Annotated in this window: 15 protein-coding genes; 4 read left to right on the top strand and 11 right to left on the bottom strand. The window is 65.8% G+C overall.

Annotation, left to right across the window (positions count from 1 at the left end; all coding sequences use genetic code 11):
* Window positions 1-168 precede the first annotated feature (168 nt).
* The 3 genes from ACVOKU_RS14635 to ACVOKU_RS14645 all read right to left on the bottom strand — a co-directional run bounded on the left by ACVOKU_RS14635 (window position 169) and on the right by ACVOKU_RS14645 (window position 2,470).
* A complete protein-coding gene (locus ACVOKU_RS14635) occupies window positions 169-783 on the bottom strand; it encodes an RluA family pseudouridine synthase (protein ID WP_481560276.1) in 615 nt (204 codons plus the stop codon).
* A 90-nt stretch (window positions 784-873) separates the two neighbouring features.
* A complete protein-coding gene (locus tag ACVOKU_RS14640) occupies window positions 874-1,860 on the bottom strand; it encodes a malate dehydrogenase (protein ID WP_005415428.1) in 987 nt (328 codons plus the stop codon).
* A gap of 118 nt (window positions 1,861-1,978) precedes the next feature.
* Complete coding sequence (locus tag ACVOKU_RS14645) at window positions 1,979-2,470, bottom strand: peptidylprolyl isomerase (RefSeq protein ID WP_053520333.1); 492 nt, start codon at window positions 2,468-2,470, stop codon at window positions 1,979-1,981.
* A gap of 249 nt (window positions 2,471-2,719) precedes the next feature.
* On the opposite strand from ACVOKU_RS14645, the gene typA reads away from it, so the two are divergent.
* Genes typA through ACVOKU_RS14660 form a run of 3 tightly spaced genes read left to right on the top strand, consistent with a single transcriptional unit; the run spans window position 2,720 to window position 6,707 of the window.
* Complete coding sequence (gene typA, locus ACVOKU_RS14650; RefSeq protein WP_053520332.1) at window positions 2,720-4,567, top strand: translational GTPase TypA; 1,848 nt, start codon at window positions 2,720-2,722, stop codon at window positions 4,565-4,567.
* 8 nt (window positions 4,568-4,575) lie between these two features.
* A complete protein-coding gene (locus tag ACVOKU_RS14655; protein WP_074900313.1) occupies window positions 4,576-5,043 on the top strand; it encodes a DUF2127 domain-containing protein in 468 nt (155 codons plus the stop codon).
* A gap of 41 nt (window positions 5,044-5,084) precedes the next feature.
* Window positions 5,085-6,707: an amidase gene (locus tag ACVOKU_RS14660; protein ID WP_481560277.1), complete on the top strand. Its 1,623-nt coding sequence runs from the start codon at window positions 5,085-5,087 to the stop codon at window positions 6,705-6,707.
* Between the two features lie 62 nt (window positions 6,708-6,769).
* Here ACVOKU_RS14660 and ACVOKU_RS14665 read toward each other — a convergent pair whose 3' ends face one another.
* Window positions 6,770-7,912, bottom strand: coding sequence for a mechanosensitive ion channel family protein (locus ACVOKU_RS14665; protein ID WP_262100141.1), 1,143 nt, complete (start codon window positions 7,910-7,912; stop codon window positions 6,770-6,772).
* 659 nt (window positions 7,913-8,571) lie between these two features.
* Window positions 8,572-9,963, bottom strand: a complete 1,392-nt coding sequence (locus ACVOKU_RS14670) for a class II 3-deoxy-7-phosphoheptulonate synthase (RefSeq protein WP_481560278.1) — start codon at window positions 9,961-9,963, stop codon at window positions 8,572-8,574.
* 220 nt (window positions 9,964-10,183) lie between these two features.
* Between ACVOKU_RS14670 and ACVOKU_RS14675 the strand changes: the two genes are divergently transcribed.
* Complete coding sequence (locus tag ACVOKU_RS14675; RefSeq protein ID WP_481560279.1) at window positions 10,184-12,310, top strand: TonB-dependent receptor; 2,127 nt, start codon at window positions 10,184-10,186, stop codon at window positions 12,308-12,310.
* 64 nt (window positions 12,311-12,374) lie between these two features.
* Here the strand turns inward: ACVOKU_RS14675 and ACVOKU_RS14680 are convergent, their stop codons facing one another.
* From ACVOKU_RS14680 to rpsM, 6 genes are all read right to left on the bottom strand, one after another.
* Window positions 12,375-12,881 carry a disulfide bond formation protein B gene (locus ACVOKU_RS14680; protein ID WP_053519753.1) on the bottom strand — a complete coding sequence of 169 codons (507 nt, stop codon included), beginning with the start codon at window positions 12,879-12,881 and terminating at the stop codon, window positions 12,375-12,377.
* A 231-nt stretch (window positions 12,882-13,112) separates the two neighbouring features.
* Window positions 13,113-13,496, bottom strand: coding sequence for a 50S ribosomal protein L17 (gene rplQ / locus ACVOKU_RS14685; protein WP_053519752.1), 384 nt, complete (start codon window positions 13,494-13,496; stop codon window positions 13,113-13,115).
* Window positions 13,497-13,687: 191 nt separating this feature from the next.
* Complete coding sequence (locus ACVOKU_RS14690; protein ID WP_004145453.1) at window positions 13,688-14,686, bottom strand: DNA-directed RNA polymerase subunit alpha; 999 nt, start codon at window positions 14,684-14,686, stop codon at window positions 13,688-13,690.
* A gap of 55 nt (window positions 14,687-14,741) precedes the next feature.
* Complete coding sequence (gene rpsD, locus ACVOKU_RS14695) at window positions 14,742-15,371, bottom strand: 30S ribosomal protein S4 (RefSeq protein WP_004145446.1); 630 nt, start codon at window positions 15,369-15,371, stop codon at window positions 14,742-14,744.
* Window positions 15,372-15,386: 15 nt separating this feature from the next.
* A complete protein-coding gene (gene rpsK / locus ACVOKU_RS14700) occupies window positions 15,387-15,776 on the bottom strand; it encodes a 30S ribosomal protein S11 (RefSeq protein WP_004145443.1) in 390 nt (129 codons plus the stop codon).
* An 11-nt stretch (window positions 15,777-15,787) separates the two neighbouring features.
* Window positions 15,788-16,144, bottom strand: a complete 357-nt coding sequence (rpsM, locus tag ACVOKU_RS14705) for a 30S ribosomal protein S13 (RefSeq protein WP_004154500.1) — start codon at window positions 16,142-16,144, stop codon at window positions 15,788-15,790.
* Window positions 16,145-16,157: the final 13 nt, after the last annotated feature.

The following is a 16,157-nucleotide window of genomic DNA, read 5'->3' on the forward strand; positions in this document are numbered from 1 at the left end:
GTGCGGGGTGTCCGCGGCATGGATGCCGCGGCCAAGCCACAGGGACGTACTTGCGGCGTCCCCGCACTCCGACACCGCCCCGCCAACCCACAGATTGCCCGCTTTTGACGTTGAAGTTGCCTCTGCAGGTGCAGGTGCAGGGCGCAGCCCTGCCGATACACCTACTCTCTAGAACGGAGCCGCAGACTCGAACGCGAGCACTTCGCCCGTCACCGGATGAGTGAATTGCAGGCTGCGCGCATGCAGATGCACACGCTGCGCCGGTGCGGCGCCATACAGCACATCGCCGACGATCGGATGACCCAGGCTGGCCATGTGCAGGCGCAACTGATGGCTGCGCCCGGTCACCGGCTCCAGCGCCACGCGCGTGCGCTGCGCTTCAACATCGCGGGCCAGCACGCGCCAGCGCGTCAGCGCCGGCTTGCCGTGTTCATGGTCGACCTTCTGTTTCGGCCGGTTCGGCCAATCCACGATCAGCGGCAGATCCACTTCACCGGCATCACCTTCGATCACACCCTGCACGACGGCTTCGTAACACTTGCCAACCCTGCGCTGCTCGAACTGCATCGACAACGCGGCCTGCGTCGTCTTGCCCCGTGCATGCAGCAGCAGACCGGAGGTGACCTGGTCCAGCCGATGCACGGTCAGCGCGTCCGGGTACAGCACCTGCAGGCGGGCCACCACGCAGTCCTGGTTCTCCGCGCTACGGCCAGGCACGGACAGCAGGCCAGCGGGCTTTTCCACCACCAGCAGCGCGTCATCGATGTAATGCAGGTGGATCATGCGGTTCTGCGGAACTCCATATGAAAACGGGGAAGCCGAAGCTTCCCCGTTTCTGTCAGCTGCGTGCCGGCCAGACCGGCACCCGCGGCATCAGCCCAGCAGGTGGGCAACGCCAGCGCGTTCTTCTTCCAGCTCGGCCAGGGTCTTGTCGATGTACTTCTGGCTGAAATCGTCGATCGGCAGATCCTTGACCAGGGTGTACTTGCCGTTCTCGGTGGTCACGGCGAAGCCGAAGATCACGCCTTCCGGGATGCCGTAGGAACCATCGGACGGCACGCCCATGGTGACCCACTTGCCGTTGCTGCCCAGCACCCAGTCACGCACGTGGTCGATCGCGGCATTGGCCGCCGAAGCCGCCGAGGACGAGCCACGGGCTTCGATGATCGCCGCGCCGCGCTTGCCGACGGTCGGAATGAAGGTGTTGGCATTCCACTCCTGGTCGTTGATCGCATCGGCGATCGAAGCACCATCGGCGGTGGCGAAACGGTAGTCCGGGTACATGGTCGGGCTGTGGTTGCCCCACACCACCAGCTTTTCCATGCCACCGACCGGCTTGCCGAGCTTGGCCGACAGCTGGCTCAGGGCACGGTTGTGGTCCAGGCGCAGCATGGCGGTGAAGTTTTCCGGCTTCAGGTCCGGTGCCGACTTCATGGCGATGTAGGCGTTGGTGTTGGCCGGGTTGCCGACCACCAGCACCTTCACGTCACGGCTGGCGACCTTGTTCAGCGCCGCGCCCTGCGCGGTGAAGATCTTGGCGTTTTCCAGCAGCAGGTCCTTGCGCTCCATGCCCGGGCCGCGCGGACGCGCGCCGACCAGCAGGGCGATGTCGGCATCCTTGAACGCCACTTCAGCGTCGTCGGTGCCGACCATGCCGGCCAGCAGCGGGAAGGCGCAGTCTTCCAGTTCCATCATCACGCCCTTCAGGGCGGCCTGGGCCTTGTCCACCGGCAGCTCCAGCAGCTGCAGGATGACCGGCTGGTCCTTGCCCAGCATTTCGCCGGAGGCGATGCGGAACAGCAGGGCATAACCGATCTGGCCGGCGGCGCCGGTCACGGCAACACGAACGGGTGCTTTCATGGGGGTTTCCTCTTGCTTGCAAGCGTTTGATGGGACGCCGCGGGCGTGGCCCGGCGGGCCTGGCAGGCGGCGGAGAACAGGGAAACGGCCACCCGTGGGTGGCCGTCTCGGAAGGGGGTCAGGCGGCGAGGATCTTGTTCCACTCGGCCACGCGGTCGGCCTGTGCGGCCAGCGCGGCGTCGACGTCGCCTTCCAGGGTGATCGAATGGATCACGTCGCCCTGCTTGACCGAATCGACGATGGCCTGGCCTTCCAGAACCTTGCCGAACACGGTGTGGCGGCCATCCAGCCAATCGGTCTTGATGTGGGTGATGAAGAACTGGCTGCCATTGGTGTTCGGGCCGGCGTTGGCCATCGACAGCGAGCCGACCTCATGCTTCACGCCGTTCTTCTCGTCTTCGAACTTGTAGCCCGGGCCACCGGTACCACGGCCCTGCGGGCAACCGCCCTGGATCATGAAGTCGGCGATCACGCGGTGGAAGATCAGGCCGTCATAGAAGCCGTGCTTGACCAGGTTCACGAAGTTGGCAACGGTCAGCGGCGCCTTGTCAGCGAACAGCTCGACCTTGATCGGGCCCTGGGTGGTGTCGAAAGTGGCGATGAGGGACATGAAGATCCTTGTTGCAAAGGGAAAGGCGTCTAGCCACCTAGTTTACACCCGGCTCGCGGCGGCGGCGGCTTCGACCATCGGCGCAGGGCGACGCTTCAGGCTCTGGAGGGGCGCCGCCGGCGGGGCCCCGACGGCCAGCTGAATGGGGCTCCCGGGCGGACCGGAATCCAGCTTTTCGCGAATCGTCAAGTTCGACGTATAATGTTGGACTTCTTTTTCCAAATCCGGCGCCGACTGGCCCCCTTTCGTATGTCCATCGAAAATCTTCGCAACATCGCCATCGTCGCCCACGTCGACCATGGCAAGACCACCCTGGTCGACCAGCTGCTGAAGCAGTCCGGCACCCTGTCCGAGCGTACCGTCCTCGCCGAGCGCGTGATGGACAGCAACGACCAGGAAAAGGAACGCGGCATCACCATCCTGGCCAAGAACACGGCCATCACCTGGGAAGACAAGAAGACCGGCATCAAGAACCGGATCAACATCGTCGACACCCCCGGCCACGCCGACTTCGGCGGTGAGGTCGAGCGCGTGCTGTCGATGGTCGACACCGTGCTGATCCTGGTCGACGCGATGGACGGCCCGATGCCGCAGACCCGCTTCGTCACCCAGAAGGCCTTCGCGATGGGCTTCAAGCCGATCGTGGTGGTCAACAAGATCGACCGTCCGGGCGCGCGTCCGGACTGGGTGATCGACCAGGTGTTCGATCTGTTCGACAAGCTCGGCGCGACCAACGAGCAGCTGGACTTCCCGATCGTCTATGCGTCGGCCCTGAACGGCTATGCCGGCCTGGAAGACACCGTCCGCGACGGCGACATGACCCCGCTCTACGAAGCGATCATGAAGCACGCGCCGAAGCCCGAAGTGGATCCGGAAGGTGCCTTCCAGATGCGCATCAGCCAGCTGGACTACAACAACTTCGTGGGCGTGATCGGCATCGGTCGCATCCAGCGCGGCACCCTGAAGAAGAACATGCAGGTCACGGTGATCGATCGTGAAGGCAAGAAGCGCAACGGCAAGGTCGCGCAGGTGCTGGGCTTCCTGGGCCTGGAGCGCATCGAGCAGGACACCGCTGAAGCCGGCGACATCGTGGCGATCTCGGGCATTCCGGAGCTGACCATCTCCGACACCCTCTGCCACCCGGACACCCCGGAAGCGCTGCCGGCGCTGACCGTGGACGAGCCGACCATCTCGATGACCTTCCAGGTCAACAACTCGCCGTTCGCGGGCAACAAGGACCTGTCCGGTGGCAAGTTCCTGACCAGCCGCCAGATCAAGGACCGCCTGGACCGTGAAAAGGTCCACAACGTGGCGCTGAAGGTCGAACAGCTGGAGGACGCCGACAAGTTCCTGGTCTCCGGCCGTGGCGAACTGCACCTGTCGGTGCTGATCGAGAACATGCGTCGTGAAGGCTACGAGCTGGCCGTGTCGCGCCCGGAAGTGATCATCAAGGAAATCGACGGCCAGCAGATGGAGCCGATCGAACAGCTGGTGGTGGACGTGGAAGAAGTGCACCAGGGCGGCGTGATGGAAAAGCTGGGCACCCGCAAGGGCCAGCTGAAGAACATGGAACCGGACGGCAAGGGCCGCGTGCGCCTGGAATACTCGATCCCGGCCCGTGGCCTGATCGGCTTCCAGAACGAATTCAAGACCCTGACCCAGGGTTCGGGCCTGCTGTTCCACGTGTTCGACCATTACGGTCCGAAGGAACAGGGCGCTATCGCCAAGCGCATCAACGGCGTCATGATCGCCAACGCCCCGGGCGTGACTCCGGCCTACTCCCTGGGCCCGCTGCAGGAACGCGGCAAGCTGTTCGCGGCTGAAGGCGACAATGTGTATGAAGGCCAGCTGGTCGGCATCCACTCCAAGGACAACGACCTGACCGTCAACGCCATCAAGACCAAGCCGCTGACCAACATGCGCGCTTCGGGCAAGGACGATGCGATCCAGCTGACCCCGGCGATCAAGTACTCGCTGGAACAGGCGCTGGACTTCATCGAGGACGACGAGCTGGTCGAGATCACGCCGAAGGAAATCCGCCTGCGCAAGAAGTTCCTGACCGAAAGCGACCGCAAGAAGGCTTCGCGCGGCGGCTGAGCCGGACCGTGAGCCAGAGCGGCTACAACCCGGATCCACACCGGCATCCGGGCCTCCACGTCATCGCCCTGCTCGAAGCGAGCAAGGCGGTGCTGGCGTTGCTGGCTGCGACCGGGCTTGAAGTGCTCGGTCCGCAGCCGCTCCGCGATGGGGTCAATGCCCTGATCCGGCGTTTCAGCCTGGACCCGGATCACGGCACCCTGCCCTCGCTGCTGAACATGATCAATCCCGACGCCGTGCACCTGGCGGCGGCGGCGATGATCGGCTACGGCCTGCTGCACCTGGTGGAAGCCTGGGGCCTCTGGCGGGCCAAGGCCTGGGCCTCCTGGCTGGGCTGCCTGACCGCCGCGCTGTATCTGCCCTTCGATGTCTTCGCCATCGTCCGCCACCCCGGCTGGCCTTCCTGGACGATCCTGGCGATCAACCTGCTCGTGGTCTACGTCCTGGCCCGCGACCTGCGCAAGCGCCACCACTGAGCAGCAGCTACACTGGGCATTGGAGCCGACCAAGCCGCCCCATGCGCCCGTCCTTGCCGCCTCTGCTGACCTGCCTGCTCATCGCGCTGCCCGCGTTGTTCATTGTTGGCTGCAGCCCGGCCACGACCAGCGCCCACGCCGCCGAACCCGCGAGCCGCAACGTGCCCTTCCCCTACGCCGAGACCGACCTGGCCGACCTGCAGGCGCGCATGGTGGCCGGCGAACTGGACAGCACCACGCTGACCCACGCCTACCTGCAGCGCATCGCTGCGCTGGATCGCGCCGGGCCGCGCCTGCGTGCCGTCATCGAACTCAACCCGGATGCCCTGCGGGAAGCCGGTGAACGCGATCGCGAGCGCCGGGACGGCCATCTGCGCGGGCCGCTGCATGGCATTCCGGTCCTGCTGAAGGACAACATCAACGCCGCGCCCATGACCACCAGCGCCGGATCGCTCGCGCTGCAGGGGTTCCGCCCCGCCGATGCCTACCTGGTAAGACGCCTGCGCGAGGCCGGTGCGGTCGTGCTGGGCAAGACCAATCTCAGCGAGTGGGCCAACTTCCGCGGCAACGATTCGGTGTCGGGCTGGAGCGCGCGCGGTGGCCAGACCCGCAATCCGTACCGTCTCAGCCATTCGCCCTGCGGTTCCAGCAGCGGCAGCGCGGTGGCGGTGGCCGCCAATCTGGCCAGTGTGGCGATCGGCACCGAGACCGACGGCAGCATCGTCTGCCCGGCCGCGATCAACGGCATCGTCGGCCTGAAACCGACGGTCGGCCTGGTCAGCCGCGAAGGCATCATCCCGATCTCCTTCAGCCAGGACACCGCCGGGCCGATGACGCGCAGCGTCGCCGACGCCGCGGCCGTACTGACGGCGATCGCGGGCCGGGACGATGCCGACCCCGCCACGGCCACCATGCCCGGCCGCGCGGTCTACGACTACACCGCGCGCCTGGACCCCGAAGGCCTGCGCGGCAAGCGCATCGGCCTGCTGCAGACCCCTCTGCTGACATACCGTGGCATGGCACCGCTGATCGATCAGGCCGCCGCCGAACTGCGCCGTGCGGGCGCGGTGGTGGTGCCGGTGGAACTGCCCGACCCGGGCGCTTGGGCCGAAGCCGAGCGGGTCGTGCTGCTGCATGAGTTCAAGGCCGGGCTGGAGCGCTACTTCAAGACCTACCGAGCGCCCCTGCGCAGTCTTGGCGAACTCATCGCCTTCAACCAGGCCCAGGCGCCGCAGGAACTGGGCCTGTTCGGCCAGGAACTGCTGCTGGAGGCCAACGCCACTGCCGGACTGGCCGACCCCGCCTACATCCGTGCGCGCAGCGATGCGCGACGCCTGGCCGGCCCGGAAGGCATCGACGCCGTCCTGGCTGCCAACCGGCTGGATGCGCTGGTTGCACCGACCACCGGCACGGCCTGGCCCATCCGCCGCGAAGGCGACGATTTCCCGGGTGAGAGCTACAGCGTGGCAGCGGTCGCGGGTTACCCCAGCCTGAGCGTGCCGATGGGACAGATCAACGGCCTGCCGGTCGGCCTGCTGTTCATGGGCACGGCCTGGAGCGAGCCGAAGCTGATCGAAATGGCCTACGCCTACGAGCAACGCACGCGTGCGCGCCGTCCACCTCATTTCGAAACCGACACCCTGATCGACACTGGCGAGCCTTGATCGGCCCCGGGCTGCCCGGCGGACCGGGCGGTACGGCTGCGCTCGCCGGGCACGTCCCGGCGCTAGCGGTCGGGCTCCGGTTCCACCGGCGCGATCGCGGCCTCGCCGTCCTCCGCCCCGGGTGAACGTACATCTGCCGTACGTGCACGCGGTGCGCGCGGCATGTCCAGCTCATCCTCGCGCTGCAACCGCGCGCGCAGCTGCGGCAGTGATTGCGGATGCTCGCGCGCCAGAAAATCCAGCATGCGCTCGCGCACCAGGCAGCGAAGATCGAAGGCATCGCCGGAGCTGCGTGCACTGACCAGCAGACGCACCTGGATCGCCCGCTCGCTGGTTTCGGTCACCTGGGTCACGCAGACCCGTCCATCCCACAGCGCCTCGCCGCGGCAGATGCGCTCCAGTTCACTGCGGATCGCCGCGATCGGCGCACGGTAGTCCAGCCACAGGAACGCCGTGCCGAGCAGATCGGCGCTGCGCCGGGTCCAGTTCTGGAAGGGGTTCTCGATGAACCAGGTCAGCGGCACCACCATGCGCCGCTCGTCCCAGATGCGGACCACCACATAGCTGCTGCCGATCTCCTCCACGCGCCCCCACTCGCCTTCAACGATCACCACATCATCCAGCCGGATCGGCTGGGTCACGGCGATCTGCAGGCCGGCGATGAGGTTGCCGAACACCGGCTTGGCGGCGATGCCCGCGACCAGCCCGATCAGACCGGCCGAAGCCAGCAGGGCGGTACCGATCTTCTGCACCATCGGGAATGTCAGCAGCACCAGCGATGCACCGAGCACGATGATGCCGCCCATCAGCACGCGGCTCAGCACCCGCGTCTGGGTCTGGATGCGACGGGCTTCCAGATTGTCCGAGACGTCGATGGGATGACTGCGCAGGATCGCACGCTCGCCGGCGGCCACCGCGCGCACCAGCAGCCAGATGAAACAGGCCGTCAGCGCGATGTGCAGCCCGTGCTGCAGATGCCCCAGCAGAGGCTCCTGCAGCGGCGTGGCCTGCAGCGCCGGGATCAGCAGCAGCAAGGGCCATGCGGTCGCCATTGGCAGACCGAGCACACGACCGATGCGCGCGCGCCGGCGATCACGCCCTTTCAGCCGGTGATAGATCCACAGGATCAGCCAGGCGCCGATGCCGCCTACCAGCGCCGCCAGACCCAGCGGCCATGCATATGCCTGTGCGCTTTGCCAGTGCACGGTTGCCACCTCCACTCGAACAGCAGCGGACAGCCTCGCGCATGGCGCATGAGCGTCACGTCAGTCGTTCGTAAGCAGGGTGTTGGTCTGCAGGGCTTGCAGCCCTGCACCTGCTGCGGGCTGGAGCAACAGCAACTGCAGAAGCAACAGCAACAGCAACAGCAACAGCAACAGCAGAAGCTGGCATTCCGTGGGATGGCGGGGTGGGTCCGGTTGCGGGGGACGCCGTGAATCCGTCCATGGAGGCTCGGTCGCCGCATCCATGCGGCTCACGCCCCCGCAACCGGACCCACCCCGCCTTCGACAGATTCTTGCGACCTGTCGAGTACTGAATTCTGTAGAGCCGAGCCATGCTCGGCTCACATCTCCCAGATATCGAGATATTCGATTCCATTGGAAATTCATCCACGCATGACGTGGATCTACCGTGTCGACCAAGGTTGACACCCATCAACAGCCGCCGGAATCTGTCAGAGGCGGGGAGGTGTCGGAGTGCGGGGTGTCAGCCGCATGGATGCGGCTGCCAAGCCCCCAGGGATGGGTTCACGGCGTCCCCGCACTCCGACACCGCCCCGCCATCCCACGGAATGCCCGCTTCTGCCGTTGCTGTTGCTTCGGTTCGCAGCAGGTGCAGGGCTGCAAGCCCTGCCGAAAAACCCTTACCGCACCTGTTCCTGCTTGCGCACGATCGCCATCGCGATCTCCAGCGACTGCTCGTAGTTCAGCCGCGGATCGACCGTGGAACGGTACGCGCGCTCAAGATCACGCTCGGTGAGCTCGCGCGCGCCACCGGTGCATTCGGTCACGTCTTCGCCGGTCAGCTCCAGGTGCACGCCGCCCAGGCGCGTACCCGCCGCGGCGTGCAGATCGAACGACAACTCCACCTCGCGGCGCACGTTGTCGAAGCGACGCGTCTTGAACCCATTGGCAGTACTCTCGGTGTTGCCGTGCATGGCATCGCACACCCACAGCACGCGACGGCCATCGCGCTTGACCGCTTCCAGCAGCGACGGCAGCTTTTCGGCTATCTGCGCCGCGCCCATGCGGTGAATGAAGGACAGGCGCCCCGGCTCGTCGTCCGGATTGAGTACATCGATCAGGCGCAGCAGCTGGTCCGGCGAAACCGACGGCCCAACCTTGATCGCGATCGGATTGCGCACGCCCCGCAGGTACTCCACGTGCGCGCCATCCAGCGCCGCCGTGCGCATGCCGATCCAGGGATAGTGCGTGCTCAGGTTCAGCCAGCCCTGCTGGCGCGGCACCTGCCGGGTCAGCGCCTGCTCGTAGGGCAGCAGCAGGGCCTCGTGCGAGGTGTAGAAGTCGATGCGGTTGAGGTTGTGCACCCGGGCACCGGCCAGGGTTTCCATGAAGTGCACGGCATCGCCGATCGATGCCACCATCTTCTGGTACTCGGCGGCGAGCGGCGAATGCCGCACCCAGTCCAGGTTCCAGTACTCGGGGTGGTGCAGGTCGGCGAAGCCGCCATCGATCAGCGCCCGCACGAAGTTCATCGTCATCGCCGAATGCGCGTGGGCCTGCAGCATCCGCTTCGGGTCGGGCAGGCGCGCGGCTTCGGTGAAGGCTGGCGCATTGATCACATCGCCCCGGTAGCTGGGCAGCGTCACCCCATCACGGGTCTCGGTATCAGCCGAGCGTGGCTTGGCGTACTGGCCGGCGAAGCGGCCGACGCGGATCACCGGCTGGCGCAGGCCATGCACCAGTACCAGGCTCATCTGCAGCAGCACCTTCAGCCGATTGGAGATGGTGCCGGACTCACAGTCGCTGAAGTTCTCGGCGCAATCGCCGCCCTGCAGCAGGAAGCGCTTGCCCTCCTGCGCCTCCGCCAGCTGCTGCTTCAGCGCCAGGATCTCCCACGAGGTCACCAGGGGCGGCAGCCGCTTCAGCTCATGCAGGGCAGCATCCAGCGCCACCGGGTCGGGATAGGTCGGCATCTGCAGTGCGGTCTTGCCGCGCCAGCTCTCCGGCGACCAGGCAGCACCCGCAGCGGTTGCGGCAGGATCGGGAACCGGTGAAACGGCGGACAGGCTCATTGCAGACTTCCGGGGTGGGGGACGGTCATGGTCGCAGAGCCGGCCGCCGCCGCAAAGGGCCAGCCCTTCCGGCCCGATGCCTGAACGCCAGGGAAAGCACGTGCCAAGCAGCCACAGACCGCATGGTCGGCGGCGCCGGCAGAGGCGCATGATCTGTTACGGAGTAACACTCACCGTCATGGACTGGCCCCCTCCCCGCCCCAGGCCCCTGCTCTCTCCCATGAAGCCCTCACGCCTCGCTACCGGCATCACCTTCGCCCTGGCCCTGGCCAGCACGCCCACCCTTGCCGCGGCCGCGGATGACGCCGGGCCCGCAGTGAAGAACCTGGATGCGGTCACCGTCAGCGCCCACCTCGACCAGGCCCGCAACGCGCTGTCGCCGGACATCGGCAGCAGCCAGTACCAGATCACCGCAGAGGACATCCAGAAGCAGCCGCTCGGCGCCTCCGCCGCACTCAGCCAGGTGCTGCTGCAGGCCCCGGGCGTGGTCCAGGATTCCTACGGCGGTGTCCATGTGCGTGGTGATCACGCCAACCTGCAGTACCGCATCAACGGCGTGCTGCTGCCCGAATCGATCTCCGGCTTCGGCCAGACCCTGGATGCGCGCACCATCAGGAGCATCCGGCTGATGGATGGCGCACTGCCGGCGCAGTTCGGTGAACGCACCGCCGCAGTGGTGGACATCACCACCCGCAGCGGCGCCGAACTGGGCAACGGCGGCAGCGCCGGACTGACTGCCGGGTCGTTCGGCAAGGTCAATCCCAACGCCTCCTGGTGGGGCAACCAGGGACGATGGAGCTGGTTCCTGACCGGCAACTACGACCAGAACGAGGTCGGCCTGGAGAACCCGACGAACTCGCGCCGGCCGCTGCACGACGATACGCACCAGGGCAAGGCGTTCGCCGACCTCACCTATCTGCTGGACGAGAACACGCGCGTGAGCGTGTTCGCCGGCGTTGCCAACAACCGCTTCCAGATTCCGGTAAACCCGGGCCAGACACCGCAGTTCGGCTACCTCGATACCACCGCGTTCGACTCCAGCCAGCTGGATGAGACCCAGCGCGAGACCACGCGCTTCGGCATGCTGGTGCTGCAGGGGACGCTGGGTGCCAGCGCATACCAGCTCTCGGCCGGCCAACGCTACAGCGATATCGGGTTCAATCCCGATGTGGCGGGCGATCTGGTATTCAGCGGTGTTGCCTCACAGGTCCAGCGCAGCAACCGCGCCAACACCGTGCAGGCCGACGTTTCCACCCCGCTGGGCAGCGATCACACGCTGCGCTATGGCCTGTACGGCAATCATGAGACCGCGCGGGCCCACAGCAGCAGCTGGGTGTTCCCGGTTGACGACGCCGGCCAGCAGGCCAGCACCACGCCCCTGCTGATTCCCGACCACAGTGCTTTCCACGCCAGCACGCTGGCGCTCTACGTGCAGGACGAGTGGAAGATCGGAGACGACTGGACGGTCAACTATGGTCTGCGCGGCGACCGCTACACGGCCTTCGGGCGGACCGAAGGCCAGCTCAGCCCGCGCCTGGGCTTGGTCTGGAATGCCAGCGACAGCACCACCCTGCACGCCGGCTATTCGCGCTACTTCACACCACCGGCCAGCGAGCTGATCGCCCGCGACGACATCGCGCTGTACGACGGCACCAGCAACCAGCAGCCCAGCGATGGCAACGCCACGCCACTGGCCGAGCGCAGTGACTACTACGACATCGGCATCTCGCAGCAGATCGGCGAGCACCTGACACTCGGCGCGGATGCGTATGACCGACGTGTCGCCCGCCTGCAGGATGAAGGCCAGTTCGGCGCCGCCTACCTCTATTCGACGTTCAACTATCGTCGCGGCCACATCCGCGGCCTGGAGTTCAGCGCCGACTACAGCGACGGACCGTTCAGCGCTTACTTCAACGCTGCATACAACAAGGCGATCGGCACCCAGGTGATCACCGGCCAGTACAACCTCGACCCGGACGCCCTGGCCTACGTGGCCGACCATTGGATCCACCTGGACCACGACCAGAAGCTGACCTCGTCGGGTGGCGTCAGCTATGCCTTCGCCGGACACAACCGGATCGGTGCCAACTACGTGTTCGGCAGTGGCCTGCGCTCGGACACCGAAGGCGTACCCAATGGGGGCGAGCTGCCGTCCTACCTGCAGGTGAACCTCAGTGCTGGCCACGATTTCAACGCCGACAGCGGCCATCCGCTGCATGCACAGCTGGCGTTGATCAACGCGCTGGATCGCAGCTATCAGCTGCGTGATGGCGGCGGCGTAGGCGTGTTCGCCCCGCAGTGGGGCCCGCGGCGCGGCGCCTATCTCAGCCTGCAACAGGATTTCTGATCGATGTCGCTGATCCCCGGCAGAGCCGAACCCATGCCCGGCTCTGCTGGGGCGCGTCAGTTACTCAGCGCCTGACCCTGCGCAGCGGCACCAGCAGTGCCCACAGCCCCAGCAGCACGAACCACACGCCCGACCACATCGGCATGGTCAGTCCGAGGAAGGTCCAGTCGATGTTGCCGCAGTTGCCGGTACCGGTCAGCACCGTGCGGAACACCTCGAACGGGCCCATGGTCTCGCGCAGGAAGCTCAGCGGCGGGCCACAGGTGGCACCCATTTCCGGCGGCAGCATCTGCACGTAGACATGGCGCGCGGCGATGCCGACGCCGACGGCGGCCGCAATGAAGGCAAGGATGCCGTACGTCACCCGTCCCGGCCGGTTCGACGGGCCGTGCAGTGCGCCCAGCAGGAACAGCAGGCCGAGCGCGGCGAAGGCCAGTCGCTGGAAGATGCACAGCGGGCACGGCTCCAGCCCCATCTTCAGCTGCAGGAAAATCGCATAGCCCAGCAGGCCCACGCAGATCAGGAAGCCCAGCAGGAACTGGGCGCGGAAGGGCCAGCGCAGAGGATTCATCGTGAATGCTCGAATGGATCAGGCGCCAAGCGTAACCGACCGCGCCTGCCATTCGAACCGCTGGCGGTGACGCTCGTCGGAACGGTGCGGGCTACTTCCCTTCGCAGGTAGCGCCGGGCCATGCCCGGCGAGCGCAGCGGAAACGTAAACGCCGGGCATCGCCCGGCGCTACCAGAACGCAAAAGCCCGGCAGATGCCGGGCTTTCGCTGTGTCGCGTTGGAGCGGTCCGATTACTCGGCCACTTCCTCGGCCACGGCCGGACGGTCGACCAGCTCGACGTAGGCCATCGGCGCATTGTCGCCGGCGCGGAAGCCGCACTTCAGCAGACGCAGGTAGCCGCCCGGACGGTTCGCGTAGCGCGGGCCCAGGATGGTGAACAGGTTGCCCACGGCTTCGTTGTCACGCAGGCGGGCAAAGGCCAGACGGCGGTTGGCAACGGAGTCGACCTTGGCCAGGGTGATCAGCGGCTCGGCGACGCGGCGCAGTTCCTTGGCCTTCGGCAGGGTGGTCTTGATCAGCTCGTGCTTGAACAGCGAGGCGGCCATGTTCTTGAACATCGCTTCGCGATGGGCGCTGGTACGGCTGAACTTACGGCCAGACTTCTGGTGACGCATGGTGATATTCCTTGGTTAATGATGTGGCTGTGTGGATCGTTGTCGCCATCCTGGCGTTGCTGCACGGACTGCGGATGGTCCTGGCCGCCCGTCCTGGACGACCTGCCCGCGAACCTGCGGTTCGTCATGGCATCTTGCGGTGAAGGCTCCACCGCTGACGGTGGAGCCTTCGGGTACAGCAGGAGGCTTTATCAGCCCAGCATGCCGTGGCTGGCGACGCCGGCCGGCGGCCAGTTCTCCAGCTTCATGCCAAGCGACAGGCCACGCTGGGCCAGCACTTCCTTGATCTCGGTGAGCGACTTCTTGCCCAGGTTCGGGGTCTTCAGCAGCTCCACTTCGGTCTTCTGGATCAGATCGCCGATGTAGTAGATGCTTTCAGCCTTCAGGCAGTTGGCCGAACGCACGGTCAGCTCCAGATCGTCGATCGGGCGCAGCAGCACCGGATCCACGCCGTTGTTGGCCGGCTTGGCCGCACCGCGGTCGCGGTGGGTGAAGTCACCGAACACCGACAGCTGGTCGCTGAGGATGTCGGCGGCGGTGCGCACGGCTTCCTCGGCATCGATGGTGCCGTTGGTCTCGATATCGATGACCAGCTTGTCCAGGTCGGTACGCTGTTCGACGCGGGCCGCTTCCACGGCATAGGCGACGCGGCGGACCGGCGAGAACGAGGCATCCAGGACCAGGCGGCCGATGGCACGGGTTTCTTCGTCCGGACGACGACGCGCAGCAGCCGGCTGGTAGCCGAAACCACGCTCGATCTTCAGACGCATGTTCACTGCCGTATCCTTGGTCAGGTGGCAGATCACATGGTCGCCGTTCAGGATCTCCACATTGTGGTCGACCTTGATATCGGCAGCGGTGACAACGCCCGGGCCCTGCTTGGACAGGGACAGGGTGGCGCTGTCGCCGGAGTGCATACGGATGGCCACGTCCTTCAGGTTCAGCAGGACTTCGAGCACGTCCTCCTGCAGACCTTCGACCGTGGTGTACTCATGCAACACGCCGTCGATTTCGACTTCCGTGATGGCGAAGCCCGGGATGGACGACAGCAGCACGCGACGCAGGGCGTTGCCCAGCGTATGCCCGTAACCCCGCTCCAAAGGTTCGATAACGACCTTTGCACGGGTGTCGGTAAGGCGTTCGATCTGCGGACCGCGAGGACGCAGAACCTGGTTGGCGGTAACCGTCATGTTGCGGGTTCTCCTAGTGAACCCCCGGCCGTCGCCGGGGGCTCTCCAATGTGAATTACTTCGAATACAGCTCGACGATCAGCGCTTCGTTGATGTCCGCAGGCAGATCCGAACGATCCGGAACCGCCTTGAAGATGCCGGTGAACTTGCCGGAATCCACTTCAACCCACGACGGGCTCAGGTCATGCTGTGCGGCGACGGTCAGGGCTTCCTGGACGCGCAGCTGCTTGGCAGCCTTCTCGGACAGCGCGATGGCATCGCCAGCCTTGACCTGGTACGAAGCCAGGTTGACCGACTTGCCATTCACGGTGACGCCGCGGTGCGACACCAGCTGGCGGGCAGCCGGACGGGTCACGGCGAAGCCCATGCGGTAGACGACGTTGTCCAGGCGGGTTTCCAGCAGCTGCAGCAGGTTCTCGCCGGTGTTGCCCTTCTTGGTCGAGGCCTTCTTGTAGTAGTTGCGGAACTGACGCTCCAGCAGGCCGTAGATACGCTTGACCTTCTGCTTTTCACGCAGCTGGGTGGCGTAGTCGGACAGCTTGCCCTTGCGGGCAGTGGCGCCGTGCTGGCCGGGCTTCTGCTCCAGCTTGCACTTGGAGTCCAGCGCACGCGCCGGGCTCTTCAGGGACAGGTCGGCGCCTTCGCGGCGGGCGAGCTTACAGGTAGGACCGATATAACGAGCCATTTCTTATCGCTCCCTTTAGACGCGACGCTTCTTCGGCGGACGGCACCCGTTGTGCGGGATGGGCGTCACGTCGATGATGTTGGTGATCTTGTAGCCGACGTTGTTCAACGAACGCACGGCCGACTCACGGCCCGGACCCGGGCCCTTGATGCGGACTTCCAGCGACTTCACGCCGTAGTCCAGCGCAGCACGACCGGCCTTCTCGGCAGCCACCTGGGCAGCGAACGGGGTCGACTTGCGCGAACCGCGGAAGCCAGCGCCACCGGAGGTCGCCCACGACAGAGCATTGCCCTGGCGGTCGGTGATGGTGACGATGGTGTTGTTGAACGAAGCGTGGACGTGGGCAACGCCGTCAGTGACGACGCGCTTGATCTTCTTCTTGGTCTTAGCAGCGGGCTTAGCCATTTCTCAGTCCCTTACTTCTTGATCGCCTTGCGCGGACCCTTGCGGGTGCGGGCGTTGGTACGGGTGCGCTGGCCACGCAGCGGGAGGCCACGACGGTGACGCAGGCCGCGGTAGCAGCCCAGGTCCATCAGGCGCTTGATCGCGATGCCGATCTCACGGCGCAGATCGCCTTCCACGATGTACTTGCCGACTTCGGCGCGCAGGCGCTCGATTTCCGGCTCCGACAGATCGCGGATCTTGGTGGTCGAAGCGACGCCTGCGACTTCGCAGACCTTCTTCGAACGGGTACGGCCGATGCCGTAAATGCTTTGCAACCCGACCCAGACATGCTTCTGGGCTGGCAGGTTGACGCCTGCAATACGCGCCATGACGCGGTTCTCC

This window comes from Stenotrophomonas sp. STEN147, from assembly GCF_056757995.1.